Raw genomic sequence first — 25,964 nt, forward strand, 5'->3', positions numbered from 1 at the left:
GCCCGACTTGAGCATCATGTCGGCAAAAACACCCGGTCGTGGCACACCATCCCGCAAACCACCCTCACTTCTGCCTTTACGCCAAGTCCCTGGCGGTTGCACGTACATGAGGCGTGTCGCAGTGGACTTTTGGAAACGCTTTAATTATTGCTTAGGATTCAACGGCTACACGCCTCACCCGCACGCGCCGCAGACAAGTCAACGCCTTCCGTCGTCCTGGCCCGCCGTGCCGTGGTCGAAAGGAACCCTGTTGTCCGCTCCGCGCGGGTCGCGCCGGCGCAAGATCCGCCGTCGTGCCGACATGCCCCTCCTCGGCGGTGCACGGCCGCCGATAGCCGCGCTGCTGGCACTGCTGCTGGCCGTGGCCGGGGCGACCGCCCTGGTGCTCGGCGACGGCGACCGGGCGGGGACCGACACCGCGGTGCTCAGCTCGCAGCAACGGGTGGCCGAGGACGGCGCCCTGTCGCTGCGGGCCTCGCTGGACGAGAGCGTCACCGACCTGCAGCGCGCGGCGGCCCTCTTCACCGGGCCCCGGCCCGTGGCCGCCGACACCGTCCTGGACAAGCTCGGCAAGGTGTACAACAAGTGGCGCGGCACCGCGGTCATCGACCCGGCCGACGGCACCCTGCTCGCGGCGCGCGGTGAGAACATCCCGCTCGCCACCGTCCTGAAGGACGCCAAGGACACCGCGAAGAGCGGCGGGGACGGCAAGAACGCAGCCACTCTGGCCCCGCAGCTGGTGCGGCTGCGGTCCGGCGAGACGCGCATGCTGGTCGTGGCGGCCCTGCGCGACGGCGACGGCAAGCACCCCCGTCTGCTCGTCGCCTCCGGCACCCTGAACGTCCCCGGCATCTCCACCGGCGAGAACCGCTCGCTCCTCGTCGTCGACTCCGCCGGCACCGTCCTGGCGAGCGACGGCCCGCCGGTGGCCCGTACGTCCTGGGCCAAGCGCGCCGCCAAGACGGCCGCCGCGGACTTCACCAAGACGCCCGAGCCCGGCGGCCACCCCGGGTCCAGCGGCCACCTCATGGGCACCAGCACGAGCGGTCACACCCGTACGGCCGTGGGGTACGCGGCGGCCGGCCGCACCCCCGGCGAGACCAGCCCGGCCGGCGCCCTCGGCCTGTCGGTGATCACTTCGGTGAAGGTCACCCAGGACGCGACGGCCGTACGGACCCAGGCGTTCGGCCTGGTGGCCGCGGCCGTCCTGCTGGTCCTGGCGGTGCTGGTGATCTGGGTGCTGATGCGCACGGTCCAGGGGCCGCTGCTCCAGCTGTACCTGGAGAGCCGCCGGCTCGGCCGCGGCGAACTCGACCGTCCCGTGCGGGCCTTCCGCGGCCGCGAGCCGGCCCGTATCGGCGCCGCCCTGGAGAGCCTGCGCCGCCAGTGCCTGGGCGAGCGTCCCACGCGCACGGGACGGGCCCGCGGCGGCTTCGGCACCCGTGGCACCGTCATCGTCTGCGGAGTCCTGCTGCTCGCCTGGGCCGCGCCCCTCCTGCTGCTGCTCAATCGCGCCGGTGGCGGGGTGTCCGTACCCAAACAGCTCGTCGAGGACCAGCGGCGGCGCACCGACACCGCCGCCGACCGGGTCCGCAAGGCGCTCAACGAGGGCTGGGCCGATGTCGCCTCCGTCGCGCAGATCGTCGGCGCGGGCCCCGCCAAGGACGGCGAGGGCGGCGACAGCGCCGACAAGGCCGTCCTGGAGACCACGCTGCGTGAGCACCCGCGCTACCGCTCGGTCTATGTGCTCGACGGCGCGGGCAAGGTCCTCACCCGGGCCGGCGCCTCGCCCCGCCATCCGGCCGGGCGGAAGCCCTACGAGGACTCCGTCGCCCAGCTCAACACCTCCGGCAAGGAGCCGGCCGTCGCCGCGTACGCCGCCGTGCCCGACGGCAAGGGCCGCACCGTGGTCGGCGAGTACGACCCGCAGTTCCTGATCTCCATGGTCACCCGGCCCGGTCTCGGCCAGGTCTGGCTGATCGACGGCAAGCACCGCGTCCTCGCCGCCGACCGTCCGCACGGCTTCCGCGCCTTCTCCAAGCTGCCCGGCCGCCACCTCGACGACCTGGCGGACAAGGCCCGCAAGGACAGCAACGGAAAATCGATCCTGCACCGTTCGTCGGGCTCCTCCTCGCTCGCGGCCGCCGCGCCCTTCACCGGCGGCGGCGCGGTCAGGGACCTCGGCTGGCAGGTGGTGAGCGAGCAGCCGACGTCCTGGCTGGAGCTCCCGGAGTTCACCGCCCAGCGGCACACCATGCTCGCCGGGCTGCTCGGGGTGACCGCCGCCGTCGCCTGCCTGGGCTGGCTGCACATCATCGTCATCCGCCCGCTGCGCGCCCTCGCCGACAAGGCCGAGGCGCTGGCCGGCGGCGACCGCAAGACCGTGCTCTTCCCGCAGCACCACGACGAGGTGGGGGCGGTCGTACGGAACCTGGAGATCCTCCGGCAGCGGCTGGCGCGACCCTCCGGAAGGAACTGACCCGTGCTCTTCCTCTACACGGTCCTGGTGATCTGCTGTGCGATCGTGCTGGTCGCCGGGGTGATCGAACAGCGCCGCCACTTCACCAACCTCGACCTCATCCCCACCCGGGTGCTCATCAACGGCATCCGCGGCAAGAGCTCCATCACCCGGCTGTGCGCGGGCGCCCTGCGCGGCGGCGGGCTGGTCACCGTCGCCAAGACCACGGGGACGGCGGCGCGCTTCATCCACCCGGACGCCACCGAGGAGCCGGTCTACCGCAAGTTCGGCATCGCCAACGTCGTCGAGCAGATCGGCATCGTCCGGCGCGCCGCCGCCTACCGCCCGCACGCCCTGGTGATCGAGTGCATGGCCGTGATGCCGGCGCTCCAGGAGGTCAACCAGACCAAGCTGATCCGCTCCACCATCGGTGTGCTGTGCAACGTCCGCGAGGACCACCTCGCCGAGATGGGCCCGACCCTCGACGACGTCGCCCGGTCGCTGAGCCGGTCCATGCCGCACGGCGGCATCTGTGTGACCGCCGAGCGCGACCGGCTGCACATCCTGAAGGAGGAGGCCGACAAGCGCGACTGCCGGTTGATCGCCGTCGACCCGGAGACCGTCAGCGACGCGGAGCTGCGGGGCTTCAGCTGGTTCACGTTCAAGGAGAACGTCGCCATCGCGCTGGCCGTCGCCGAGCTGCTCGGCGTCGACCGGGCCACCGCGCTGCGCGGGATGTACGACGCGCCGCCGGACCCGGGAGTGCTGTCCGTGGAGCGCTACCGCACCCCCGAGGGCATGCCGTTCCGCTTCGCCAACATCTTCGCGGCCAACGACCCCGAGTCGACGCTGATGAACGTCGAGCAGCTGCTGAGCCTCGGCGCCGTCGACCGCCCCCTGCACGTACTGATCAACTGCCGTCCCGACCGCGTCGAGCGCAACGGCCAGATGGGCGAGCTGATCCCGCGTCTGGCCCCCGACTCGGTCTTCCTCATCGGCCACCCCACCAAGAGCGCCTACGACGCCATCCCGGCCGACTGGCGTTCGCGCGTCGTCGACCTGGGCGGCGACCGCCGCGACGCGGCCGAGCTGGAGAGCGAGATCCTGGGCCGGCTCGGGCCCGGCGCCTCGCTGGTGGCCATCGGCAACATCCACGGCCAGGGCGAGCTGCTGCTGGAACGGCTGGCCGAACTGCCGGCGGACGAGTCGGCGCCGACCGAGCAGCCGCAGGAGCCCCCGGTGTATGTCCCGACGTATATAGAGCCCACAGGAGAACCCCGTTGATCCCCGCCGTCCTCACCCCGGAGATCGCCGCCATCGGGATCGCCCTGGGCCTGCTGTTCTCCCTGGTCTGCTACCTCACCACCAACCTCTCCCCCGGCGGCATGATCACCCCCGGCTGGCTGGCGCTCACCCTGATCGAGGACCTCCAGCGCGCGGCCATGGTCGTCGGCATCACCGTGCTGACGTACCTGTGCACGCTGCTGCTCCAGCGGTACGTGATCCTCTACGGCAAGCGGCTGTTCGCCGCGGTCGTGCTCACCGGCGTGGTCCTCCAGGCGACCCTGCACATCATCCTCCAGCAGCAGTTCCCGCTGATGTACGCCAATCAGACGCTCGGCTTCATCGTGCCGGGCCTGATCGCCTACCAGCTGGTGCGCCAGCCCCGGGGCGCGACGCTGCTGGCCACCGGCACGGTGTCGCTGGCCAACTACGTCGTGCTGACCGCCGGCATCCTGCTCGGCTTCATGCCCACCGCCTAGACCTCCCCCTCTCCTGACCCACGGAGCGCAGCCCATGTCCCGCAAGACGAAGGACCGCAAGAAGCAGGCCCAGTCCCGCCGCCGCGCGGTGCACGCCCTGGTCGTGCTCGGTCTGCTCGGCGCCAGCGCGTACCTCACCGTGGAGCTGCGCGACAAGCAGCCCGACGCCGCGCCGCCGGTGCGGTCCGTGGGCGGCTCCGCCCCCACCGCCGGGGCGAGGGCCGCGTCCGGCGAGCGCCGCTACGAGCGGCTCGCCAGCCCGGCCCGTACGGTCGTACGCGCCGCGGACGGGGCGGTCCTGGCCGCCTTCACCGACGGCGCCCGCACCGCGGTCCTCACCGGCCCCAGCCGTACCTTCACCGAGCCGAAGTACACCTCGGCGAAGGTGACCACGGACAGCTGGGTGCGGCTGCTGCCGCAGCAGTGGAAGGAGGGCTCGGAGAAGGCCGCCTGGTTCAAGGAGTGGTTCGAGAAGTTCCTCGGCAGCCAGGAACCCGACATCTTCGCGTTCTCCATGGAGTACCTGGACGGCGTCCCACAGAAGAAGGACATCCGCGGCCTCGTGTACGCGGGTGACGCGCAGTTCGGGCCGGTGAACCCGAAGGGTTCCGAGGCGGGCGACATGCGGCTGGAGCAGTCCGATTTCTACGACTACCTGGGCATTCCGTATACCTTCCGGGACGGCACGGTCGAGCGCCCGGACCCGCAGCGGCTCCGCTCGATGGACTGCTCCGGCTTCGTGCGTACCGTCTTCGGCTACCGGGCGCGCTACCCGCTGATGGGCAAGGACGTCAAGGGCGACGGCCTGCCGCGGACCGCCGACGGCATGGCCCGGCTCTCCCCCGGTGTGCCGGTGCTGGAGCTGACCGGCAAGCGGCCCGAGGCGACGGACCGGCTCCAGCCGGGCGACCTGGTGTTCTTCGAGATCGACAAGCGCACGGGCGAGCGCCTCGACCATGTGGGCATCTACCTGGGCCTGGACACGGACGGCAAGCCCCGCTTCATCTCCAGCCGCGAGGAGGCCAACGGCCCGACCTTCGGCGACAAGGGCGGCACGGCCCGCCTGGACGGGAACGGGTTCTACGCGGCGGGCCTGCGGAGCGCGAAGCGGCTGTAATTCCAGCCCGTCCGGCGTTTGAGGACCGGGGTCGGGAAAGGCGTGGGGGAAGAAAACCCGCCTCAGACCCGCACCCAGTCTCCCAGCGCCAACCCCGCACCGGCCCGCTGCCGGGCGACCCGCAGACGCCCGTCCATCCCCAGCACCGCGACCACGACGCGCCCCGCCGCGTCCAGCGCCAGCGCCGGCGCCCCCGTGAACTCCTCGCCCGTCTCCGACCACTGCGCCCCCACCGTCTCGTCACCGCTGGGGAACGCGGCGAGCGCGAGCAGCCCGGAGGCGGAGCGCTGGGCCAGGACCGTGCAGTCGTGGCCGTCGATGACCGTACGGAGCACGGCGACGGGGCCGGTGCCGGTGGTGTCCAGGGAGACCGCCGCGACGTCGGCGTCCTCGGCCGGGTCCGTGGCCGCCTCCGGCGGCAGGACGTGGAGGGTGGAGTCGGCGTCCTCGCGCCAGAAGTGTGTGATGCGGTCCTCGCCGGTGGGCGCGGACGTGGAGGAGGAAGCCGCGGGCTTGGCCGGGATGTTGCGCACGCGCCGCAGCGGCCCGCCGGGCTGCTCCTGGCGCCAGCGCAGCACGAACTCGGCCGCCGGGGCGAGCAGTTCGACACGCCCGTCGGCGGTGGCACCGGCCGAGAGGCTGTCGAGGACGTGACTGCCCTTCAGATCCGTCCACGGCCCCCAGATGCCCCGCGCGTCCTGGCGCCGACCGCACACCCCGCCGCCGGCGTTGCGCACGAAGAGGTGGAGGCCCACGGAGTCGACGACCGCCGTGGGGACGCCGATCTGCTCGGCTCGCTGCCGGTCCTGGCCGTGCGGGGTGCCCACGGAGCGCCAGTTCGTCGGCGGCCGGCCGGACTGGAACTGCGTGGCGTAGACGACCTCGGTCTCGGTGCGCTCGCCCTCGTCGCTCTGGACGACGCGCTGCCGGACGCCCGCGAGGTACACATAGCCCTTCGGGGTCCGCGCTATGGAGAGGTACGGCTCCAGGCCGGGCACGGCGAGCAGCTCCGGGCCGCTCCACTCGGGGCCGCCGGGCCGGGTCTCGGTCCAGCGGACGACACCGCCCTCGGCCGGCGCATAGGCCGTCAGGCGGCCGTCACCGCCCCGCAGGAGCCAGCCGGTTACCGGGGTGGCCGTACGCACTGCCATGACTCGCTGCCAGCCTTTCTCACACTCGGGCTCGATCGCGCTGCGCGCGGACCCCGTTTGTCGACCCTCGACAATAACACCGAGCGGGGTCGGGGCTTCCGCGTGGAACCCGCGTGGGAGGCTGTCGTTCATGACCGTACTTCTTGTCGTGGATGCCGCGAATGTCGTCGGTTCGGTGCCCGACGGCTGGTGGCGCGACCGGCGGGGCGCGGCCGAGAGGCTGCGCGACCGGCTCGCCGCCTACGCGGCGGAGGACGGGCCCGCGCTGCCGCCGGGGGCCGTGGACCCACCCCTGCCGGGACCGCCGGAGATCGTGCTGGTGGTGGAGGGCGCGGCGCGCGGCGTGGGGTCCGTGCCGGGCGTGCGGGTCGAGGCGGCGGACGGCAGCGGTGACGACCGGATCGTGGAGCTGGTGGCCGGGCGGGCGTCGGAGCGCCGCTGTGTGGTCGTCACCGCCGACCGGGAGCTGCGCGAGCGCGTCCGGGCGATCGGCGCGGAGGTCACGGGGCCGCGCTCGGTCCGGCCCTGAGGACGCCCGGCTGCCGCGCCGAGGTCCGTACGTACAGCACCGCACCGTCGGCCACGCCCACCCGTTCGTAGGACCGCTCCAGGACCGCTCTGAGCGACGGGAGCCGGGACGGGGCGTACGGCTTGCCGCGCGAGTCGTCGACGATGAGCTCGGGCGGGCCGCGGCGCAGCTCGCGGCGGAAGACGGGCCAGGAGCCGGGCACGCCGTACGCCTCACCGACGCGCGAAGGGCCGCGGCCGCCGCTGTAGTTGGTCAGCAGCCCGGCGGTCAGGAAGCGGCCCGCGGGCGGGCGGCCGGCGAACCAGTACTGCTCGGGGTGCATGCCCCAGAAGAGCACGCGGGCGGTGGGCGCGGTGCGCTCGCGGACGGCGCGGACCACCTTCTGGGAGTGCGGGAGGTCGGGCGGTTCGCCGGTGAAGCCCCAGCCCAGGAAGGAGCCGCAGGACAGCACGGACAGCCCGACCGCCGTGCGCAGCAACCGCCGGGGCAGGGAGCACAGCGCCGAGGCGCCGAGCAGGGTGAGCGGTGGCATCAGCTGGAGGTAGTAGTGGCCGAAGAAGTGGAAGCCGGTGGTCACGGCGACGGCGGAGGCGGCGAGCCACAGCCACAGCTCGGGCGGCGCGGCCCGTCGGCGGGCGAGGACGAGCGCGGCGACCGGTACGAGCAGCCCGGCGCAACCGAGGGAGGCGATGGCCGCGTTGGCGGCCGCCCGGTCGATCGCCAGCAGCACCGAACCCGCCACGGAGGCGTACGTTCCGGAGCCGGTCACCGACCAGAACAGCAGCCGGGCGGGACCGGTGGCGCAGGCGACGGCGGCCACGGGCAGCACGGCGCCGAGCGCCAGGGCCGCGGCGCCCGCGGCGCGGCCGCGCGCGGTCCACAGCATCAGCAGGACGGGGGCGAGGACCGCTCCCCCGGTCTGCTTGGTGAGCATCGCCGCCGCCACGGCCAGCCCGGCGGCGCCCCAACGGCGGCGGTCGGCGCACCACATGGCGGCGGCCGTCCACGGCACCATGAACACCTCGAAGGCGGCGGCCTGCGCGTCCTCGGGCGCCAGTCCGATGGACACCAGCAGGTACAGCGCCCCGGCCGTACGGCCCGCCCGCTCGCCCCAGCGGCGACGGGCCAGTGAGGCCAGCAGGACGGCCGTCGCCAGCTGGGCGAGGACCGCGAGGACCTTCAGCGGCAGGAGCGAGCCGTCGCCGAAGAGGGTGAAGCACGCCTCGTAGAGCCAGGGCAGCACGGGCGGCTTGCGGTCGACGACGGTGCGGTAGAGGACGGCGCCCTGGGTGAGCATCCGGGCCTCGGTGGCGAGGAAGCCCTCGTCGGGGTTCCACAAGGGGCGGGCGAAGGACGGCAGCCGGGTGACGAGGGCGAGGGCGGCCAGGAGCGGCAGCAGGCACGGCCAGAAGCGGCCGGTCCCCGGCGCCGCGGCCGGCTCGTCGCGCAGCCGTGCGCGCGGCACTGAGGTGACGGCCGGGGCGGCTACGCGCTGTGCGACGGGCATGCAGGTCAACCTAGGGTGCGTCCTCGGGCGGCACGGTCCGGGTCGCCGGGCGGGCCCGTATTTCGGGCCCGCCCGGCGGTGGGTGCTTACGGCACGCGGCTGTGCCGCCGCCCGTAGAGGAAGTACACGACGAAGCCGAGGGCCATCCAGGCGGCGAACCGCAGCCAGGTCTCCGTGGTGAGGTTGAGCATCAGCCACAGCGAGGCCAGGACCGACAGGATGGGCACCACGGGGACGAGCGGGGTCCGGAAGGACCGGGGCAGGTCGGGGCGGGTGCGGCGGAGGATGATGACGCCGAGGGCGACGACGACGAAGGCGAAGAGGGTGCCGATGTTGACGAGTTCGGCGAGGACGTCGATCGAGGTGAAGCCCGCGAGGACGGCGACGACGACACCGAGCAGGACCGTCGAGCGGTAGGGCGTGCCGTACTTCGGGTGGACGCGGGAGAAGATCCGCGGCAGCAGTCCGTCGCGGCTCATCGCGAAGAACACCCGGCTCTGACCGAGCAGCAGGATCATGCACACCGTGGTCAGGCCGACGGCCGCGCCGAAGCTGATCAGACCGGCCCAGAAGGGGTGGCCGGTGGCCTTGAAGGCGTCGGCGAGCGGGGCGTCCTTGGACAGCTCGCTGTATTTCTGCATGCCGGTGACGACGACGGAGACGGCCACGTAGAGCACCGTGCAGATGGCGAGCGAGCCGAGGATGCCGCGCGGGACGTCGCGCTGGGGGTTGCGGGTCTCCTCGGCGGCGGTGGCGACGATGTCGAAGCCGATGAAGGCGAAGAAGACCACTGCGGCGGCCGCGAAGATGCCCATGGCGCCGAAGTTCGACGGCGCGAAGCCGAAGATCACTTGGACGAGCGGCGCCTTGATGTCGGTGCCGGCCTTCGTGGGCAGCGAGTCCGGGATGAAGGGGTGGTAGTTGGACCCGGTGATGAAGAAGGCGCCCACGAAGATCACGATCAGCACGACGGTGACCTTGACGGCGACCACGACGGCCGTCACGCGCGAGGACAGCTTCATGCCCAGGACGAGGATCGCGGTCAGCACCAGCACCAGGGCGCAGGCGAGGATGTCGAAGCCGAAGCGGCCCTCGTGGGTGCCCTCCAGGCCCCGCGGGAGGTGCACGCCCGCGTTGTCCATCAGCGACCGGATGTAGCCGGACCACCCCACGGCGACGACGGCGCAGCCCAGGGCCAGCTCCAGCACGAGGTCCCAGCCGATGATCCACGCGGGCAGCTCGCCGAGGGAGGCGTACGAGAAGGTGTACGCGGAGCCGGCGACCGGGACCGTGGAGGCGAACTCGGCGTAGCAGAGCGCCGCGAGCCCGCACACGACGCCCGCGAGGACGAAGGCCAGCGCCACCGACGGGCCGGCGTTCTCCTTGGCGACCTTGCCGGTCAGGACGAAGATGCCGGTGCCGATGACGACACCGACGCCGAAGACCGTGAGGTCCAGGGCGGTGAGGGACTTCTTGAGCGCGTGCTCGGGCTCCTCGGTGTCCCGGATGGACTGCTCCACCGTCTTGGTCCGGAAGATGCCGCGCCTGCCGCGGCTGTTCCGGAGGGGTTGCTCCGTGCTCATCGACCCACCTCCACCTGATCGACCTGCTTCGGCCTGCTGCGCTCTGCGTCGACCTGCTCGACTCGTCGCTCTTCCCGTGAACTGAGCGAGTGTCCGCGATGATCCGGTCCGCACCGGGGCGAGACCGGCCACCCAGGTCAGGATTCACCCGATGGGACGCAGCAGTACATATGCGTACGGGCCGACCGGACCACCCGGATAGGTGGTGTCCGATCGGCCCGTGGCCGTGTTGGAGGGGGGCGGGTGGCGCTAGTCGCGCGCGGCCTCGGCGCTCTCCCGCACCTCGGTGACCTCGGCGTCCGCCGGGTCCGCGGCCTCCTCGTAGCGACCGTCGAGCTTGGCGACGAGGCCGGTGACCTGGCGCGCGATGTCCGGGGCGGTCAGCCCGATCTCGGCCATGACCTCCTTGCGGGAGGCGTGGTCGAGGAAGCGCGGGGGGATGCCGAAGTCACGCAGCGGCAGGTCGACGTCGGCGTCGCGCAGCGCCTGGGCGACGGCCGAACCGACGCCGCCGACACGGCTGTTGTCCTCGACGGTGACGACGACGCGGTGCGCGGCGGCGAGGGCGGGCAGCGCCTCGTCGACGGGCTTGACCCAGCGCGGGTCGACGACGGTGGAGGAGATGCCCTGCTTGTCGAGGAGGTCGGCGACCTCCAGGCACATCGGGGCGAGCGCGCCGACGGAGACGATGAGGACGTCCGGCCGCGCGGTGCCCTCGGCGGGCTCGCGCAGGACGTCCATGCCGCCGATCCGGCCGACGGCCTCGACGGCCGGGCCGACCGCGCCCTTGGAGTAGCGCACGACGGTCGGCGCGTCCTTGACCTCGACGGCCTCGCGCAGCTGGGCGCGGACCTGGTCGGCGTCGCGCGGGGCGGCGATCCGCAGGCCGGGGACGACCTGGAGGATCGACATGTCCCACATGCCGTTGTGGGAGGCGCCGTCGGTGCCGGTGACACCGGCCCGGTCCAGGACGAAGGTGACACCGCACTTGTGCAGGGCCACGTCCATCAGGACCTGGTCGAAGGCGCGGTTGAGGAAGGTGGCGTACACCGCGAAGACCGGGTGCAGGCCGCCGGTGGCCAGCCCGGCCGCCGAGGTGGCGGCGTGCTGCTCGGCGATGCCGACGTCGTAGACGCGGTCGGGGAACGCCTTGGCGAACTTCTCCAGGCCGACGGGCTGGAGCATGGCCGCGGTGATGGCGACGATGTCCTCGCGCTCGTGGCCGAGCTTGACCATCTCGTCGCCGAAGACGGAGGTCCAGTCGGCACCGCCCGAGGAGACCGGCAGGCCGGTGTCGGGGTGGATGACGCCGATGCCGTGGAAGCGGTCGCCCTCGTGCTGCTCGGCGGGCTTGTAGCCGCGGCCCTTCTGGGTGAGGCAGTGCACGATGACGGGGCCGCCGAAGCGCTTGGCGCGCTGGAGGGCGGATTCGAGGGCCTCGATGTCGTGGCCGTCGATGGGGCCGATGTACTTCAGGCCCAGGTCCTCGAACATGCCCTGCGGGGCGATGAAGTCCTTCAGGCCCTTCTTCGCGCCGTGCAGCGTCTCGTACAGCGGCTTGCCGAGGACGGGCGTGCGCTCCAGCAGGTCCTTGCCGCGGGCCAGGAACCGCTCGTAGCCGTCGGTCGTACGGAGCGTGGCCAGGTGGTTGGCGAGGCCGCCGATGGTGGGGGCGTAGGAGCGCTCGTTGTCGTTGACGACGATGACCAGCGGGCGGTCCTTGGCGACCGCGATGTTGTTGAGCGCTTCCCAGGCCATGCCGCCGGTGAGGGCGCCGTCACCGATGACGGCGACGACACGGTCGTCGGCACCGCGCACCTGGTTGGCCTTGGCGAGGCCGTCGGCCCAGCCCAGGACGGTGGAGGCGTGGCTGTTCTCGATGACGTCGTGGTCGGACTCGGCCCGCGAGGGGTAGCCGGAGAGGCCGCCCTTGGCGCGGAGGCCGGTGAAGTCCTGGCGACCGGTGAGCAGCTTGTGCACATAGCTCTGGTGCCCGGTGTCGAAGAGGACCTTGTCCTTCGGCGACTCGAAGACCCGGTGCAGGGCGATGGTGAGCTCGACCACCCCGAGGTTGGGCCCGAGGTGTCCGCCGGTCTTCGCCACGGCGTCGACCAGGAAGGTCCGGATCTCCGCGGCCAGCCGGTCGAGCTGCTCCGGGCTCAGCCGGTCCAGATCGCGCGGTCCCCTGATGCGGGATAGCAGCGCCACCCGTGCCTCCTTAAGCGTTCGAGCTGTCGAGCTTTACCGGTCTGTCGAGTCTAATGTTCCGCCCGCGATGGCGGTGAACGGGTGGTGCGAGGTATGTCACGCGATCGGCGTAGCCCCGCCTTATACCGGACAAAGCGCGTTTTCGGGGGTGACAGACCATCGCCGGACGGGCTCGCGAGCCCGTCCGGCGATCGAGGAGACGGGCCGGCGAGCCCGCCCGGCGACTGAGGACACCCTGCCCCGTTACGGGGGAACGACCCTACGCCCGCCCCGCCGACTTCTGCGTACGGCGGGAGACCGAGTCGATCACCACCGCGGCCAGCAGCACCGCACCGGTGATCATGTACTGGACGGCGGACGCGATGCCCAGCAGCGCCATCCCGGAGGCGATGGACTGGATCACCAGCACACCCAGCAGCGCGGACCACGTCTTGCCCCGGCCGCCGAAGAGGCTCGTACCGCCGATGACGGCCGCGGCGATCGCGTTCATGAGCAGGCTGCCCGCGCCGGAGGACTGGTTCGCGGCGTTGATCTGCGAGGCCAGGAACATGCCGCCGAGCGCCGCCATCGTCCCGGAGAGCGCGAAGACCGAGATCCGGATCGCCGAGACGTTGATGCCCGCGCGCCGGGCCGCCTCGACGCTGCCGCCGAGCGCGAAGACCTTGCGCCCGTACGAGGTCCGCCGGAGCACGAAGTCCAGGGCCACGACGACACCGAGGAAGATCACCACGGCCAGCGGGAGGCCCTTGTACTGGTTGAGCAGCCAGGCCACCAGATACGCGGGCACCGCCAGTGCGGCCGTGCGCAGCACGAGCTCGCTGAGCGGCCGGCTGGGGATGCCCGCGGTCTCGCGCCGCCTGCTGTCGCGGAACGACAGCAGGAAGAACGCCGCCACACTCAGCGTCGCCAGCCCGTAGGCCGCGGCGACATCGCTGAAGTAGTCGTTGGTGAGACCGGCGACGATGCCCGAGTCGTCGAGGTTGATGGTGCCGTTGGAGCCCAGCACCTGGAGCATCAGGCCGTTCCAGCCGAGCAGGCCGGCCAGGGTCACCACGAAGGCGGGTACGCCGATCCGGGCGAAGAAGAACCCGTGCAGCGCGCCGATCACCGCCCCGGACAGCAGCGCCACGACGAGCGCCAGCCACTCCGGCATGCCGTGGTTGACGTTGAGGACGGCGAAGACGGCGGCCGCCAGCCCGCTCACCGAGCCCACGGAGAGGTCGATCTCCCCGAGGATCAGGACGAACACGATGCCGACCGCGATCAGGCCCGTACCGGCGGCGGTGACGAAGAGGTTGGAGAGGTTCTCCGCGCCCAGGAAGGCCGAGTCCTGCCACCAGAAGACGGCGGCGATGATGATCAGCCCGACCACCACGGGCAGCGAGCCCAGCTCGCCGCTGCGCAGCTTGCGTACGAATTCGCTCCAGTAGCCGGCGAAGCCCTCCTCACGGACGAGGAGGCGCGGGTCCACGGCGGTGACGGCGCCCTCGGCGGGGGCCTGGCCGTTGGTGACGGATGCCTGGCCGTTGCCGGCCGGCTCGCCGCTGTCGGACTTATCCAGCTTCGTACTCACTTCTTCCCCTCCGCGGTGCGGGCCTTGCGGCGGGTGACGGCGTTGTCGGTGGCTCCGGTGATGGCGGAGATGATCTCTTCCTGGGAGGTGGTGCGCACCTCGAAGGTGCCGTTGTTGCGGCCCAGGCGCAGCACCGCCACCCGGTCGGCGACCGCCTTCACATCGGCCATGTTGTGGCTGATGAGGATGACGCCCAGGCCACGCTCGCGCAGCCGCTCGACCAGGTCGAGGACCTGCGCGGTCTGCTCCACGCCGAGCGCCGCGGTGGGCTCGTCGAGGATGACGACCTTGGGCTCGCCGAGCAGCGAGCGGGCGATGGCGACGGTCTGCCGCTGCCCGCCCGACAGCGAGGCGATCGGGATCCGGACACTGGGGATCCGGATGGACAGGGTGGCGAGCAGCTCGCGGGCGCGGCGCTCCATCTCGACCTCGTCCAGCACCCCGGCGCGGACGATCTCCCGGCCGAGGAAGAGGTTGCCGACGACATCGAGGTTGTCGCAGAGCGCGAGGTCCTGGTAGACGGTCGCGATGCCCAGCTCCTGGGCGGTGTGCGGCCGGTCCACGGTGACCGGCCGGCCCTCCCACTCGATGACCCCGTCGTCGGCGGGACCGACCCCGGCGATGGTCTTGACCAGGGTGGACTTGCCGGCGCCGTTGTCGCCGACCAGGGCGACCACCTCGCCGGGGTGGATCTCCAGCTCCACGTCGGTGAGCGCCTGGACGGCACCGAACCGCTTGGAGATCCCGCGCAACGCCAGCACGGGCGTAGCGGACACGTTCATCATCTCCTTCACCGCCTGGGCGGCAGAAACCTATGGGCTTACTTCAGTCCGGCCTTGTCGCACTGCGCCTTGTACTTCGCGGTGCAGATCTCGCCCAGGTTGAAGAAGCCCTCCTTGCCGACGTACTGGCCGATGTCGGCCTTGGTGAGGGCGAAGGGGGTGACGATGATGGCGGGAACCTTCTTCTCGGTGCCGCTGTCGACGGTGGACTTGGCGATCCCGTCGAGCTTCTTGCCCTGCGCGAGGGCGACGGCCATCTCGGCCGCGGCGTCCGCCTCGGGCTTGTAGGGCTTGTAGACGCTCATGAACTGCTCGTCGGAGAGGATCCGCTGGACGGCCGAGAGCTCGGCGTCCTGGCCGGTGACGGGCGGGAGCTTGTCGAAGCCGGCGCTCTTGAGGGCGGTGATGATGCCACCGGCCATGCCGTCGTTGGCGGAGTAGACGCCGACGATCTTGTCCTTGCCGAGCGAGGAGATGGCGCCCTTCATGTTCTCGTTGGCGTTCTCCGGCTTCCACTCCTTGGTGTCGTACTCCTTGCCGACCTTGACCTTGCCGTCGAGGACGGAGTGGGCGCCGTCCTTGTACATCTTGGCGTTGGGGTCGGTGACGGAGCCGTTCATCATGACGATCTCGCCCTTGTCGGCGTTGTCGCCCAGCTCCTTCAGGAGCGATTCACCCTGGATCTTGCCGACGCGCTCGTTGTCGACGGAGGTGTACGCCTTGATCGGGCCCTCGGCCAGCCGGTCGTACGCGACGACGGGGATGCCCTTGTCGTTCGCCTTCTTCACCGAACTCGCTATCGACTTCGCGTCCACCGCGTCGACGATCAGCGCGTCGACCTTCTTGGTGATCATGGTGTCGACCTGCTGCTGCTGGACGGAGGCGTCCTGCTTGGCGTTCTCGTAGAGGACGGTGGTGTCCGCGCCCGCCAATTCCTTGATCTTCTTTTCGATCAGCGGCTTGTCGAAGCGCTCGTACCGCGCGGTCTGATTCTCGGGAAGAAGGAGACCGATGGTCAGCGAACCCTTCTTGTCCTTCTTCTTCTCACCGTTGTCGCCGGCTTCCTTGGCGCTGCCACAGGCGGCGAGCCCGGCGGCCATCGAGACGGCGGCCACGGCCACGGCGACACGACGCAGATGCGTGTTCACTTTCAGATACCTCCCTGACGAGGCCGCGTCGTTGCGGCCGAGGTGGCTGGAAGTCAACTCGGCCGCCAAGGAAGCGTCAAGAAGTAAATCCTTAACGAGATGGCAACGATGCCATTCGTTATCTATGTGAACTCAAAAACTGATCACCGAGAAGTCGTCGAAACGGCGTGACGACCGTCAGACGGACACCGGGGCGTGCGCGGGCAGCGACTCGCCCAGGAGGTTGGAGTCGCCCATCTCGCTCAGTACGAGCGCGATGGCGCCCAGCACCTCGGCCCGGCCGCCCAGCGCGCCGGGAACGACCTCCAACTGCCGTGCGGCGCTGGGGATCGCGTAGCGCGAGACGGATTCACGGATGGGCGCGAGCACCAGCTCGCCGGAGTCCGCGAGGTCGCCGCCGAGCACGACACGGCTCGGATTGAGGAGGTTGCAGAGGTTCGCGACGCCGCTGCCGATGTGCCGGCCGACGTCCGCGATCACCCGCCGACAGCCCGGATCGCCCTCGCGCGCGAGCTCCACCATGCGATCGACGGTCAGATCGGTGCCATGGGCCGAATGGAGCAGCGGCAGGACGTAGCGGGCCGCGGTGAACGTCTCCAGGCAGCCGCGGTTGCCGCACCGGCAGACCGGCCCGGACTCGTCCAGAGTGATGTGGCCGATCTCCCCGGCCGTGCCGCCGGGCCCCCGGTAGATCTGCCCGTTGATCACGAGTCCGGCGCCCACACCGCTGGCGACCTTGATGTACGCGAGGTCGGCCGCCCCGCGGCCGGCGCCCCAGACCAGCTCGCCGAGGGCGCCGAGGTTGGCATCGTTGTCGACGTGGACGGGCACGTTCAGGCGGGCGGCGAGGTCATCACGGGGGTTGGTGCCCGCCCAGCCCGGCAGGATCGCGGTCGAGCCCAGCGTCCCGGACGCCACGTCGATGGGCCCGGGCACGCCCAGCCCCACCCCGACGATCTTGGACGGGCTGATCCCCGCCTCCTCGATCAGCCGCCTGACCAGCGCTTCCGCCCGGTCCAGACCCTGATCGGCGGAGGCGTCCACATCCAGCGGCTCGGCCTCCTCGGCCAGCACCCGGTGGGCGAGGTTCCCGATGGCCACCCTCAGGTGCGTATGCCCGAAGTCGACGCCCACGACGATCCCGGCGTCCCCGGAGAGCGAGACGCTACGGGCCCGGCGCCCACCGGCGGAGGTGGGGGTGACCTCCACCGTCCCGCCGTCCTTCAGCTCCCGGACGATATTGGAGACCGTGGCCGCCGACAGCCCCGTGGACCGGGCGATCTCCGCCTGGGTCAGCGAGCCCGCCATGCGCACGGCGCGCACGACCCGCTCCAGGTTGGCCCGGTGCAGCGACGACTGCGACCCCGGAGTCTCCACGCCCATCCACTCCCGCCTCACGGGGCGGCACGACGGCCGTCCCCTCGACCGAACCACAGCACTGGAGCCCGGCCATCCGTACAACATATGAACTCTAAGCTGAGCTGTTGGGGGGAGAGTCCGTCAAGGGCTTGAAGGACATCGAGGCCGGATCGTACGGAAGGCCGACAGGTAGGCCACACGGCTCCTGGATCCGCCCGGTACACGCGAATCTGCCACGGTCTAGGCCCACGTCCACCTTCAACGGCTCAATGTTTGAGGTACCTCGCACGCCCGACGGCCCAATACATACCGATGCCGTCGACGGCGATGAAGCGGCCCCAGCGCTGTCTCCCTCCGCCGACATTTCCCCGCCAACTGCTGGCGCCCACCCCACGCACAAGCCCCGCCAGGACGCGCCCGGCGGGGCTTCATTGTTGCCGATGCTATCAGTCCTCCTTACGGGAGATATCCCACGTCAGCACTTCACCCGACCTAACGGTTACCCACGCTGCAGGAAACTCCAGACGAATGCCACAGAGCTCACCTACAGGATTATGAATATCCGAAGTCGAGATAACTTCATCCATACCAGGACTTCCGATCTGCTCTATTTTCTCGAAAGCCCACGCCTCAACGGGCCAGCACCATGAAGGCAACACCGGCCATCGGCCTTCCGAAATCTTCAGAGCCCAGTCCGTGCCGCAAGACAAGAGAATGGAAGAACCTTCCTCCAGCAGGACTTCCAGAGCCTCGGCCGATGTAGCACCCGGGGCAACATCCGCGAGGTGCTTGACGCCAAACGCAGACTGCACCCGTCGCCCGGATCGCAGGATGGGCATATTTCGCTCGGTCATTTCTCGCATCCTATGAATAGGGGGTGGCTTGCTGGAACCAGCCGTTTGGCTTATCCATAGGAAACATAGTGACGAACCGACCATCAGCCTTCGTCACCAAGAGATCGTTTCCTCTGCGGTAGAAAAAGTAGTCACTACCGCCACCACTGGCTGGATTCCAGGACCCTTGCCGCACCTCGTCATGCGACCCCCGCACCTCTGCGATTTTGTCACGGAACCACTTTCGCGCAGAAGCGTCGCCAGGGTCAAGGCCATAGTCCTGAGCGTGCTTTCCCCACTTCTTGCCGAACTGACTCTCATCAATGAAAAACTCAGGATCACAGTTGTGAACGAGGACCGGGGTCTGACCCGCCAGCACATAGTAGGTATGCAGCTGGTCAACAGTCAGGTTGTAGGTCCTAGCGGTTTTCGCGAAGGCGCGGTTGCCCTCAACTTTGACGGTACTTCCGTCGACTGTCCTGAGAGTCATGCCTGGGCGGAGCTCTGAAGCCTCAACCCAGCTCTCCTGCGACGGCGACCAGAAAGGGTGCTCGTAGGTAGCGGTCAGGCGCGCCACGCCTTGAGGAGTCGCTAGGGTCAACTCGTTGAAGGATTTATCATGCTCGGTGACGATCAGAGCGGTTACCTTGCGCTGACCTGTCTCGTCACTCACGGGATCCGTGGCAGTCACCAGGTCGCCGACCTTGACGGACTCGATGTTCCGTGCCGAGTTGTCCGCCATGAGTACCTTGGTCCCGGCAAGGAAGCACTCAGCGCATTTTATCCCCCTTCTTCCGACCCGTGACCCCTTTACCGCGCCTTCGACACCCTCCTCCAGCTTTTGGACTGCCCTGAATCTGCCGATGGGCAGAAGCGACACTGCAGCCAGGGAGCACTTACCCAGCCCGGGATTCTTGGCACAATCCTCGATATCACCGATCGGGGTGAGGTTCCAGACGAGGAGTTTGGCCAGGCCCAGGTCAGGCAGCTCCTTGTCCCAGACCCACTCGCCCGGCCCGCGCATGCAGGACATGCCGCTCAACTCATTGCCGGCATGGAGGGGCGTAGAACGACAGACCCTCTTCTCTTTCTCCTTCCGCTCCTTTTCCTGCTGCTTCCGCCGTTGCTCGGCCAGTCGCTGCGCTTCGGCCTGCTCCGCCTGACGCTTCTTCAGTACATCTTTCCAAGCATCGGCAGCGAGGGTCTTCGCTTCCTTGGCGTCTTTACCGGCAGCCAGCGCGGAACTGTGAGCATCGTCTGCGTACTCAGCCGCCTCGCCGGCCGAGTCACGGGCGTAGCTGGCCGAGAACTCGGCCTGGGCTGCGGATGCAGTGGCGTCATCGGCATCACGATCGGCAGCGTCGGCAGCATTGCGTGCGGCAGTGGCGGACTGCGCCGCCTTGGCGGCAGAGTTCTCCGCCTGGCGCGCCGACCTGTCGGCGTCAGCCGCGTACCCCTTGGCCTGGTCGGCCGACTTCTGGGCCTCGCCTGCCGCCCTCTGGGCATCGGCCGAGGCGCCCTTGGCGACGGCAGCGGCCTTGGCCGCTATCCAGCGGTTCTCCTGGGCCTTGGCCTGGATCTTGGAACCCTGGTCGATCAGAACCTGGAGCTGGGCAATGTGAGTGGCGGCTAGCTGGTCCTTGCGGTCAGCCATGTACTGGCCGACCTGGATGAAGCTGTGCAGCTTGTCCGCAGATCCGGACAGAGCGACCTTGGCCGCTGCCTTCACCTCCGGACCGCCGTCGTTGACGAGCTTGGAAGCCAGCACAAGTTCGTCATCGTTCAATGCCTGGTACTGACCGTTGGATATGAAGGCAGCCAAGACCTTGGGATCGTTGCTGGCCATGGCAGCCTTGGCTGCCGCCTTCACGCCGGGCCCGCCGGCGCTGTTGATCTGCGAGACTCGGATGTCGTAGTCCGTAGCTCCCGCGGCGTACTGACCGGTGGTGTAAAAGTCCCTGATCTGCTGATCGCTCCCCTTGAGCGCTTCCTGGGCAGCGGTGCGGACGGATTCGTAGGGGCTCTGAACCGACAGGTCGACGACCTGCTGACGCATTTCGTCCAGCCCTGCCCGCTCCCAACCGCTGCGCAGGTACTCCAGAACATCGGCATCCGTGCCAGCCAGGGCCCGAGTGGCGGCATCCTGTGCGAAGGGGCCTCGGTTCTTCAGCGCCCGCAGGGCGAGGTCGCGACCCTTCACCGCCGTCGCCTTGACATCGACGTCGGGCTTCGCTGCTTCGGTACCCAGGACCTTGGCGACGTCGTCCAGCTTCTTGGCCTCCAGTGCCTGGGCGGCAGCGGTGGACGTGAACTTCTCTGCCTGCGCCTTCTCGGATTTGGCGCGCTCGATGCCAGCCGCGGTGCGGGTGGTGAGGTCTTCCGCCTCGATCTCCCGCGCGACCGCGAAAACGTTCTTGGCCGTCGAGACCGCCGTGGTCGCCGCGTCGGCTGCCTGCTTCGCCGAGTCGGCCTGCTTGGCCGACTCGGTGGCCGCGTCCTTGGCCTCACCCGCGTGCTTGGCGGCATCCTCGGCGGCATCTGCCGCCTTGTTCGCGTGGTCAGCGGCCGAGTTGGCCGCGTCCCGTGCCTCGTATGCCGCGCTGGCCGACTTGCCGGCCAGCGACTCGGCCGCGCTCGCTGCGCGGTTCGCCTCCCGTGCGTGCCGACGGGTTTCCGCAGCCGCCGCCTTCGCTTCACCTGAGTGGACGCCTGCGGCGTCCGCGTACCCGCCCGCCTCATCGGCGGCATCGGCTGCGGCATCGGCATTGGCACTGGCACTCCGTGCGGCCTTCGCCGCCAAGCCAGCAGCTGCGGACGCCTTGCCTGCCTGCGTGGCCGCAGCGGCAGACCTCTTCGCAAGACCCGCTGCCGCGCGTGCCTGCTTTGCGTAGTTTTTCGCGTCCTCCGCCTTGCCCGCGTCACCCGCGGCGGCTATGGAAGCGTTGTAGGCCCGGGTGGCTGCCTCAGCCGCAGCATTAGCCGCGCTCGCGGTCTGGGCAGCGGCTATGGCGGCGACACGAGCGGTGCGCTGAGCGGCGTTGGCCGCGCCGATCGCCTGCTGGGCAGCGCCGGCAGCGGCCCGTGCCGCGTCGGCGGCCTGTTGGGCCTTGACAGCGGCCTTCTTGGAGTCGTCCTTCGCCGCCTTGGTTTCCCTGGCGGCCTTCGCTGCGGATTCCTTGGCCAGTTCGGAGGCCGCGACTGCGCGGGCCGACGCGTTCTGAGACGCCTCGGTCGCCTGCTCCGCCCGGAGCCCGGCCTTCTCAGCCTGCTCGGTGAGCTGGGCGATGGTGGCGTGTTCCTGGTCACGGTTGCGAGCCGTGAACTGGCCCACCTCCAGGAACTCGACTCTGTCTGCCGGGGTGCCCTTGAGGGCGAGCTTCCCGGCAGCCTTCACATTCGGGCCGCCCGCGCTGACGATCCCTGAGACGAGGATTTCATCGTCCGTCTCGCGCGCGTCGTACTGGCCGACTTCAAGGAACTTCGCGATGTCAGCAGGCGAACCCTTCAGTGCCGCCTTGCCTGCTTCCTTGACCCCGTTGCCCCCGTAATAGATAACCCGGGACGCCTCGACGCGCTGGTCGTCCTCAAGGGGAGCCTTCCAACCCTCCTTCAAGAACGCCTGCAGGTCTGCCGGAGTGCCCTTCAGGGCCTTCTTCGCAGCCTCCCGCACCTGGGGCCCACCCACGTTGAAGACGCGACTGGCGTCGATGTAGTCATCGTCGTACTGGATTCCGTCCTTAGCCGCGAAAAACTTCTTGATGTCCTCGTCGGTACCCAGGAGCGCGTCTTCAGCCGCCCTCTTGATACCGGGGCCACCGTTCGCCCAAGAGTTGACTATCAGGCCGCGATCCAACAGCCGCTGCCACTCCGCGCCCTCTGCCTTACCGGCCGCCGCGGCCGGGACAGCCCCAAGGAGGCCCGCAACGAGGGCGACAGGAAGCGACACGGCACAGACGTCGCGCAGACGTGATAGCTGCCTTCCTCCTGTCCGTGAGCTTCTGGGAGGTTGTGGCGCTCCAATCCTGAAGCGCAGTCGCCGTCTCATGCAGCGGTCTCTTTTCTGCTCGGTCCGGGCCGAGGTAAGCCACACACCGGCGTCGGGCCGCACAGCTTCGCGCGGCCGACACAGTGCAGGCGGCCGCGGATCGAGACATGCAGTGGGCGCGACCATCCCCCCCGAGATGCCGCAACTCCCCTCAGGCCAGGACTAACTGAGGGAACGTAGGGGTTCATCATACATATGCTTTACTACGGACATCGCAGAGCGTCACGCTTTGACCCCCGTTCGTGAACCGGAGATGGCGAGCATGGCAGTACCCAATGTCCGAAAAATACTCACTTCTGGCACTATTGCGGCAGTTGCCCTTGTTATGGGCTTGACGACCTCGTCAGTAGCTCAGCCGGCACCGGTGCAGGCCGCGCCCTCAGCCACCGTTGCCGGGGCCGGCGATGCCGACATGCCCTTCGCCGTCGAGAAGTTCGAGTACCCCGATTCAGCCAAAATCCTCAAGGAGAAGGGCATTGAGCTGTACAAGGGCGACGGCCGCATCACGCTGACCGACTGCTCGAACACCCACGACATCACGGTCAAGTCGCGGGTGGGCCAGAAGAACTTCTGCTTCGCCGTCAAGGGCAAGCAGGGACACCTTCTCCTCAAGCTGCCCGATGCATACGGCATCTGGACGGAGGACCACCCCGTTCAGGCCAAAATCACCGTGGATGGCAAGGACACCCTGATCGACGCGCCCAAGAACGACTACCAGCCGTTCGGTGAATCCGTTGACACGACCAAGCGCGCCGTCCTGCTCGAGCTCCGCGTCACTGGCTGAGGCACACACGCCGTCTGAGGAACCCGATTCCCATTCGGCCAGCGTCACACAGCGAAGAGTTCACTGAACAAGGAAGAATCACATGTCTGCCAGACGTCCGCGCGCAGCGTGGCTCGCAGGAATGCTCCTGACCGCCGCCACCGCGAGCACGCTGACCGCCGCCCCGGCCCATGCCGTCGTAGGCCAGCCCGTCAACGACTCGTTCGCCTTCACGGCCAAGCTCGACATCGGCGTCGAGGGTGGCAAGCACGGCTGCTCCGCCGCGCTCGTGGCACCGCAGTGGCTGGTCACCGCTGCCAGTTGCTTCGTCGATGACCCTGCTCAGGGTCTCAAGGTACCGGCCGGCCCGCTCGCGCCCAGCCTGAAGACGACCGCCACCATCGGCCGCTCCGACCTGAGCCGGGAAACCGGCAGCGTCGTCGACGTCGTCGAGCTGGCGCCCCGTGATGACCGCGATCTGGTGCTGGCCAAGCTCGCCAAGCCCGTAGCCGGCGTCACACCCGCGAACATCAGCCCCAACGCGCCCATCAGCGGCCAGGACCTCTGGGTATCGGGCTACGGCCGCACCAAGGACGAGTGGGTCCCCGATCGCCTGCACTACGCGAAGTTCGCTGTGGGAGCCGTTGAGAAGGCCACGATCGGCCTCGCACCCAAGTCCGAAGGCGCGGCGATCTGCCAGGGCGACACCGGCGGGCCGGCCTTCCGCGACGTCGGCGGCCGGTTCGAACTGGTCGGCGTCAATGGCCGCTCCTGGCAAGGCGGGTGCCTCGGCACCGACGAGAAGGAAACCCGCACAGGCGCCATCGACACCCGCGTCGATGACATCGCCAGCTGGATCCAGACCACCACCGCCCCCCGCGACCTTCTCCGGGGCAAGAAGTGGACCGAGGCGAAGCACCTGGTCCCGGGTTACTTCACCGGCGGCTCGGCCGGTGGCAGTCGGCACATGGACCTCTTCGTCACGTGGGCGGACGGCTCGGCCAGCCTCTTCCAGGGCGCCGACAACAACGACCCGAAGTATCCCTTCACCACCGAGCACAAGATCTCGGGAAGCGGTTGGAAGGGCGCCAAGTCCGTCTCGGGCGGCAACTTCGCGGGGAGCGGTTCCGACGGTCTGATCGTCGGCTGGGAATCGGGACAGGTCACGTGGTTCTCCCACGTCGACCAGAACGGGTTCAGCAAGGAAGAAGAGCTCAGGCCGGCCAACCGGACCTGGAAGGAGTACGTCAAGCTGACCACGGTCGGCAGGTACACCGCCAACGCTCTGCGCGATGACGTGCTCGTCGTCTGGAAGGACGGCTCCATTTCGCTCTTCCCCGACCTCGGCACCAACAAGCTGATGGGCGAGATCCAGCTGCAGAAGGCGATGGACGCCGGAACCTACATCGAGCAGGTCAGTGCCGGTGAGTTCACCGGCAAGGCGACCTCCGATCTCCTGGTCCGTTGGAAGAACGGTTCGGCCAGCGTCTTCCCGGGGGTGACCCCCTCCGCCAAGCCGTTCCACGACGAGATCCAGTTCCGCCCCGCCGATTCCGCGTGGAAGAACACCTTGTCGGTCACGACAGGAGCCTTCGCCGGCAACGCTCGCCCCAGTGACGTCCTGGTCCGTTGGGGTGACGGCAACCTCGGCCTGTACCCGGCCGTGGACGCGGCCGGCACGCATGGAGAGGTCGACCTCCTCAAGTAGGACAGGTCACGCCGTCGGCCTGAGGGTCGCATCGGCAGGTAATCCCGGCGACAGCATCCCGGAGCGGCATCCGGGAATCACCGCCGACTTCTGAGTGGGGCTTGTCGTGGCTTGGACTGCGGCAAGCCCCTCGGCCAAACAGGCATTGCCCCGGCCGGAATCGTCACTCTCAGACCATCCGAGGCAGACCGTGACGCCCTCATGACGGAGGGATTGATTCCGCTTGTCCGTGGCAGGCATGGCAGAAAGACATTTCCTTGATCAAGAGATCTCACCCCCACGACGTGGAGGCAAGCCCCGGCGAGCCTCACCTGTCGGGGCAACGGTCGCTCTCATCGCGCATCACGGCTCGACTGGCCGGACGCGCCTTGGCCGCGGCACTGACGGTCGGCGCACTGACGGCAGGCACCCACGTCGCGTCCGCCGCCATCGCAAAGCCGCCGGTACCGTCACCAGGGCCCCGCACCGGTGGCCCGCAAGCGGCGCCCCTGGCGGCTCCCGGCGCCTTTGCGAAGAACTGGAAGATCCCTCGGCTCACGGTGATGCCTCTGGGTGACTCGATCACCCATGGCGCCGGCAGCTCCAACGGCTCCGGATACCGCGCCGGCCTGTGGAACCAGCTGTCCCCACACGCCGACAATCTGGACTTCGTGGGATCCCAGCAGAACGGCAAGCTGTCCGACCCCGACCATGAAGGTCACTGGGGCTGGAAGATCGGCGGCCTGTCCGCCAACATCGACCGATGGCTTCCGGCGGCGAGGCCGAACACGGTGCTGCTCCACATCGGCACCAACGACATGCACGACGACTACCAGGTGGACACGGCCCCCCGGCGCCTCGGGGAACTCGTCGACAAAATAACGTCGGCGGCCCCTGACATGACCGTTCTGGTCTCCTCGCTCGTCCCCTCCAAGGACACCGGGACCCAGCGGCGGATCGAGCGGTTCAACGCCGTGATCCCCCAGCTGATTTCAGAGCGCAAGGCCAAGGGCCGGCACGTCGGCTTCGTCGACATGAGCGCCGTCACCACCCAGGACCTCGACGACGACCTCCACCCCAAGGACAGCGGCTACGTCAAGATGGCGGACGCCTTCTACAACGGGGTGGCTCAGGCCGCGGCCGACGGCTGGATAAAGCAGCGTGTGGACATCAAGCCCGGAACAGCGCCTCGCAAGGGTCCGCCCGGTGACTACCGGATAGACATCAACGGCGACGGGAGGGCCGACTACCTCGTCCTCCACGACGACGGCGTCGTCAACGCCTGGATCAACAACGGCGGCACAGGCCACGGCGGCTGGACCGAACAAGGCACCTTCGCCACCGGCGTCGGCGAACCCGGAAGCAAAGTCCGCTTCGCCGACATCAACGCCGACGGAAAAGCCGACTACCTCATCCTCCAGGACAACGGCGTCGTCAACGCCTGGATCAACAACGGCG

General features: G+C 69.3%; 18 protein-coding genes. 8 read left to right on the top strand and 10 right to left on the bottom strand.

The features are described from left to right. Positions 1-250: 250 nt before the first annotated feature. From ACZ303_RS22070 to ACZ303_RS22085, 4 genes are read left to right on the top strand one after another with little or no spacing between them, the layout of a single operon-like run. Positions 251-2,479 (top strand): HAMP domain-containing protein, encoded by a 2,229-nt coding sequence (locus tag ACZ303_RS22070; RefSeq protein ID WP_467341527.1) that lies wholly within the window; start codon positions 251-253, stop codon positions 2,477-2,479. A 3-nt stretch (positions 2,480-2,482) separates the two neighbouring features. After that, positions 2,483-3,742 (top strand): poly-gamma-glutamate synthase PgsB, encoded by a 1,260-nt coding sequence (pgsB, locus tag ACZ303_RS22075; RefSeq protein WP_467341528.1) that lies wholly within the window; start codon positions 2,483-2,485, stop codon positions 3,740-3,742. Beyond that, positions 3,739-4,221: a poly-gamma-glutamate biosynthesis protein PgsC/CapC gene (locus tag ACZ303_RS22080; protein WP_467341529.1), complete on the top strand. Its 483-nt coding sequence runs from the start codon at positions 3,739-3,741 to the stop codon at positions 4,219-4,221. Before pgsB ends, ACZ303_RS22080 begins: the two co-directional genes overlap by 4 nt. A 34-nt stretch (positions 4,222-4,255) precedes the next feature. After that, positions 4,256-5,338, top strand: a complete 1,083-nt coding sequence (locus tag ACZ303_RS22085; RefSeq protein WP_467341531.1) for a C40 family peptidase — start codon at positions 4,256-4,258, stop codon at positions 5,336-5,338. Positions 5,339-5,400: 62 nt separating this feature from the next. Here ACZ303_RS22085 and ACZ303_RS22090 read toward each other — a convergent pair whose 3' ends face one another. Further along, positions 5,401-6,489 (bottom strand): PLL family lectin, encoded by a 1,089-nt coding sequence (locus ACZ303_RS22090; protein WP_467341533.1) that lies wholly within the window; start codon positions 6,487-6,489, stop codon positions 5,401-5,403. A 130-nt stretch (positions 6,490-6,619) separates the two neighbouring features. On the opposite strand from ACZ303_RS22090, the gene ACZ303_RS22095 reads away from it, so the two are divergent. Continuing rightward, positions 6,620-7,018 carry an NYN domain-containing protein gene (locus ACZ303_RS22095; RefSeq protein WP_467341535.1) on the top strand — a complete coding sequence of 133 codons (399 nt, stop codon included), beginning with the start codon at positions 6,620-6,622 and terminating at the stop codon, positions 7,016-7,018. On the opposite strand, the gene ACZ303_RS22100 is transcribed toward ACZ303_RS22095, so the two are convergent. From ACZ303_RS22100 to ACZ303_RS22140, 9 genes are all read right to left on the bottom strand, one after another. Then, positions 6,990-8,525 (bottom strand): ArnT family glycosyltransferase, encoded by a 1,536-nt coding sequence (locus ACZ303_RS22100; protein WP_467341537.1) that lies wholly within the window; start codon positions 8,523-8,525, stop codon positions 6,990-6,992. The genes ACZ303_RS22095 and ACZ303_RS22100 overlap by 29 nt on opposite strands. Before the next feature lie 86 nt (positions 8,526-8,611). Next, positions 8,612-10,108 carry an amino acid permease gene (locus ACZ303_RS22105; RefSeq protein WP_467341539.1) on the bottom strand — a complete coding sequence of 499 codons (1,497 nt, stop codon included), beginning with the start codon at positions 10,106-10,108 and terminating at the stop codon, positions 8,612-8,614. Between the two features lie 249 nt (positions 10,109-10,357). Next, on the bottom strand, positions 10,358-12,316 hold the full coding sequence (gene dxs, locus ACZ303_RS22110) for a 1-deoxy-D-xylulose-5-phosphate synthase (RefSeq protein WP_467341541.1): 1,959 nt from the start codon (positions 12,314-12,316) through the stop codon (positions 10,358-10,360). A gap of 259 nt (positions 12,317-12,575) precedes the next feature. After that, positions 12,576-13,889 (bottom strand): sugar ABC transporter permease, encoded by a 1,314-nt coding sequence (locus tag ACZ303_RS22115; RefSeq protein ID WP_467341543.1) that lies wholly within the window; start codon positions 13,887-13,889, stop codon positions 12,576-12,578. After that, positions 13,886-14,674, bottom strand: a complete 789-nt coding sequence (locus ACZ303_RS22120; protein WP_467341545.1) for an ATP-binding cassette domain-containing protein — start codon at positions 14,672-14,674, stop codon at positions 13,886-13,888. The genes ACZ303_RS22115 and ACZ303_RS22120 overlap by 4 nt, the downstream gene beginning before the upstream one ends. Positions 14,675-14,709: 35 nt before the next feature. Next, positions 14,710-15,819 carry a substrate-binding domain-containing protein gene (locus tag ACZ303_RS22125; protein WP_467341547.1) on the bottom strand — a complete coding sequence of 370 codons (1,110 nt, stop codon included), beginning with the start codon at positions 15,817-15,819 and terminating at the stop codon, positions 14,710-14,712. A 177-nt stretch (positions 15,820-15,996) separates the two neighbouring features. Then, a complete protein-coding gene (locus ACZ303_RS22130; RefSeq protein WP_467341549.1) occupies positions 15,997-17,196 on the bottom strand; it encodes an ROK family transcriptional regulator in 1,200 nt (399 codons plus the stop codon). A 428-nt stretch (positions 17,197-17,624) separates the two neighbouring features. Further along, positions 17,625-18,032, bottom strand: coding sequence for a hypothetical protein (locus ACZ303_RS22135; RefSeq protein WP_467341551.1), 408 nt, complete (start codon positions 18,030-18,032; stop codon positions 17,625-17,627). 10 nt (positions 18,033-18,042) lie between these two features. Continuing rightward, entirely contained in the window at positions 18,043-21,957 is a 3,915-nt protein-coding gene (locus tag ACZ303_RS22140; protein WP_467341553.1) for a polymorphic toxin-type HINT domain-containing protein, read from the bottom strand. A 361-nt stretch (positions 21,958-22,318) separates the two neighbouring features. On the opposite strand from ACZ303_RS22140, the gene ACZ303_RS22145 reads away from it, so the two are divergent. The 3 genes from ACZ303_RS22145 to ACZ303_RS22155 all read left to right on the top strand — a co-directional run. Beyond that, positions 22,319-22,840 (top strand): hypothetical protein, encoded by a 522-nt coding sequence (locus ACZ303_RS22145; RefSeq protein WP_467341555.1) that lies wholly within the window; start codon positions 22,319-22,321, stop codon positions 22,838-22,840. Between the two features lie 82 nt (positions 22,841-22,922). Continuing rightward, positions 22,923-24,527: a S1 family peptidase gene (locus ACZ303_RS22150; RefSeq protein ID WP_467341557.1), complete on the top strand. Its 1,605-nt coding sequence runs from the start codon at positions 22,923-22,925 to the stop codon at positions 24,525-24,527. A gap of 542 nt (positions 24,528-25,069) precedes the next feature. After that, on the top strand, positions 25,070-25,964 hold an 895-nt coding region (locus ACZ303_RS22155), incomplete at its 3' end, for a GDSL-type esterase/lipase family protein (RefSeq protein WP_467341559.1).

Source organism: Streptomyces sp. NPDC023527, from assembly GCF_055560115.1.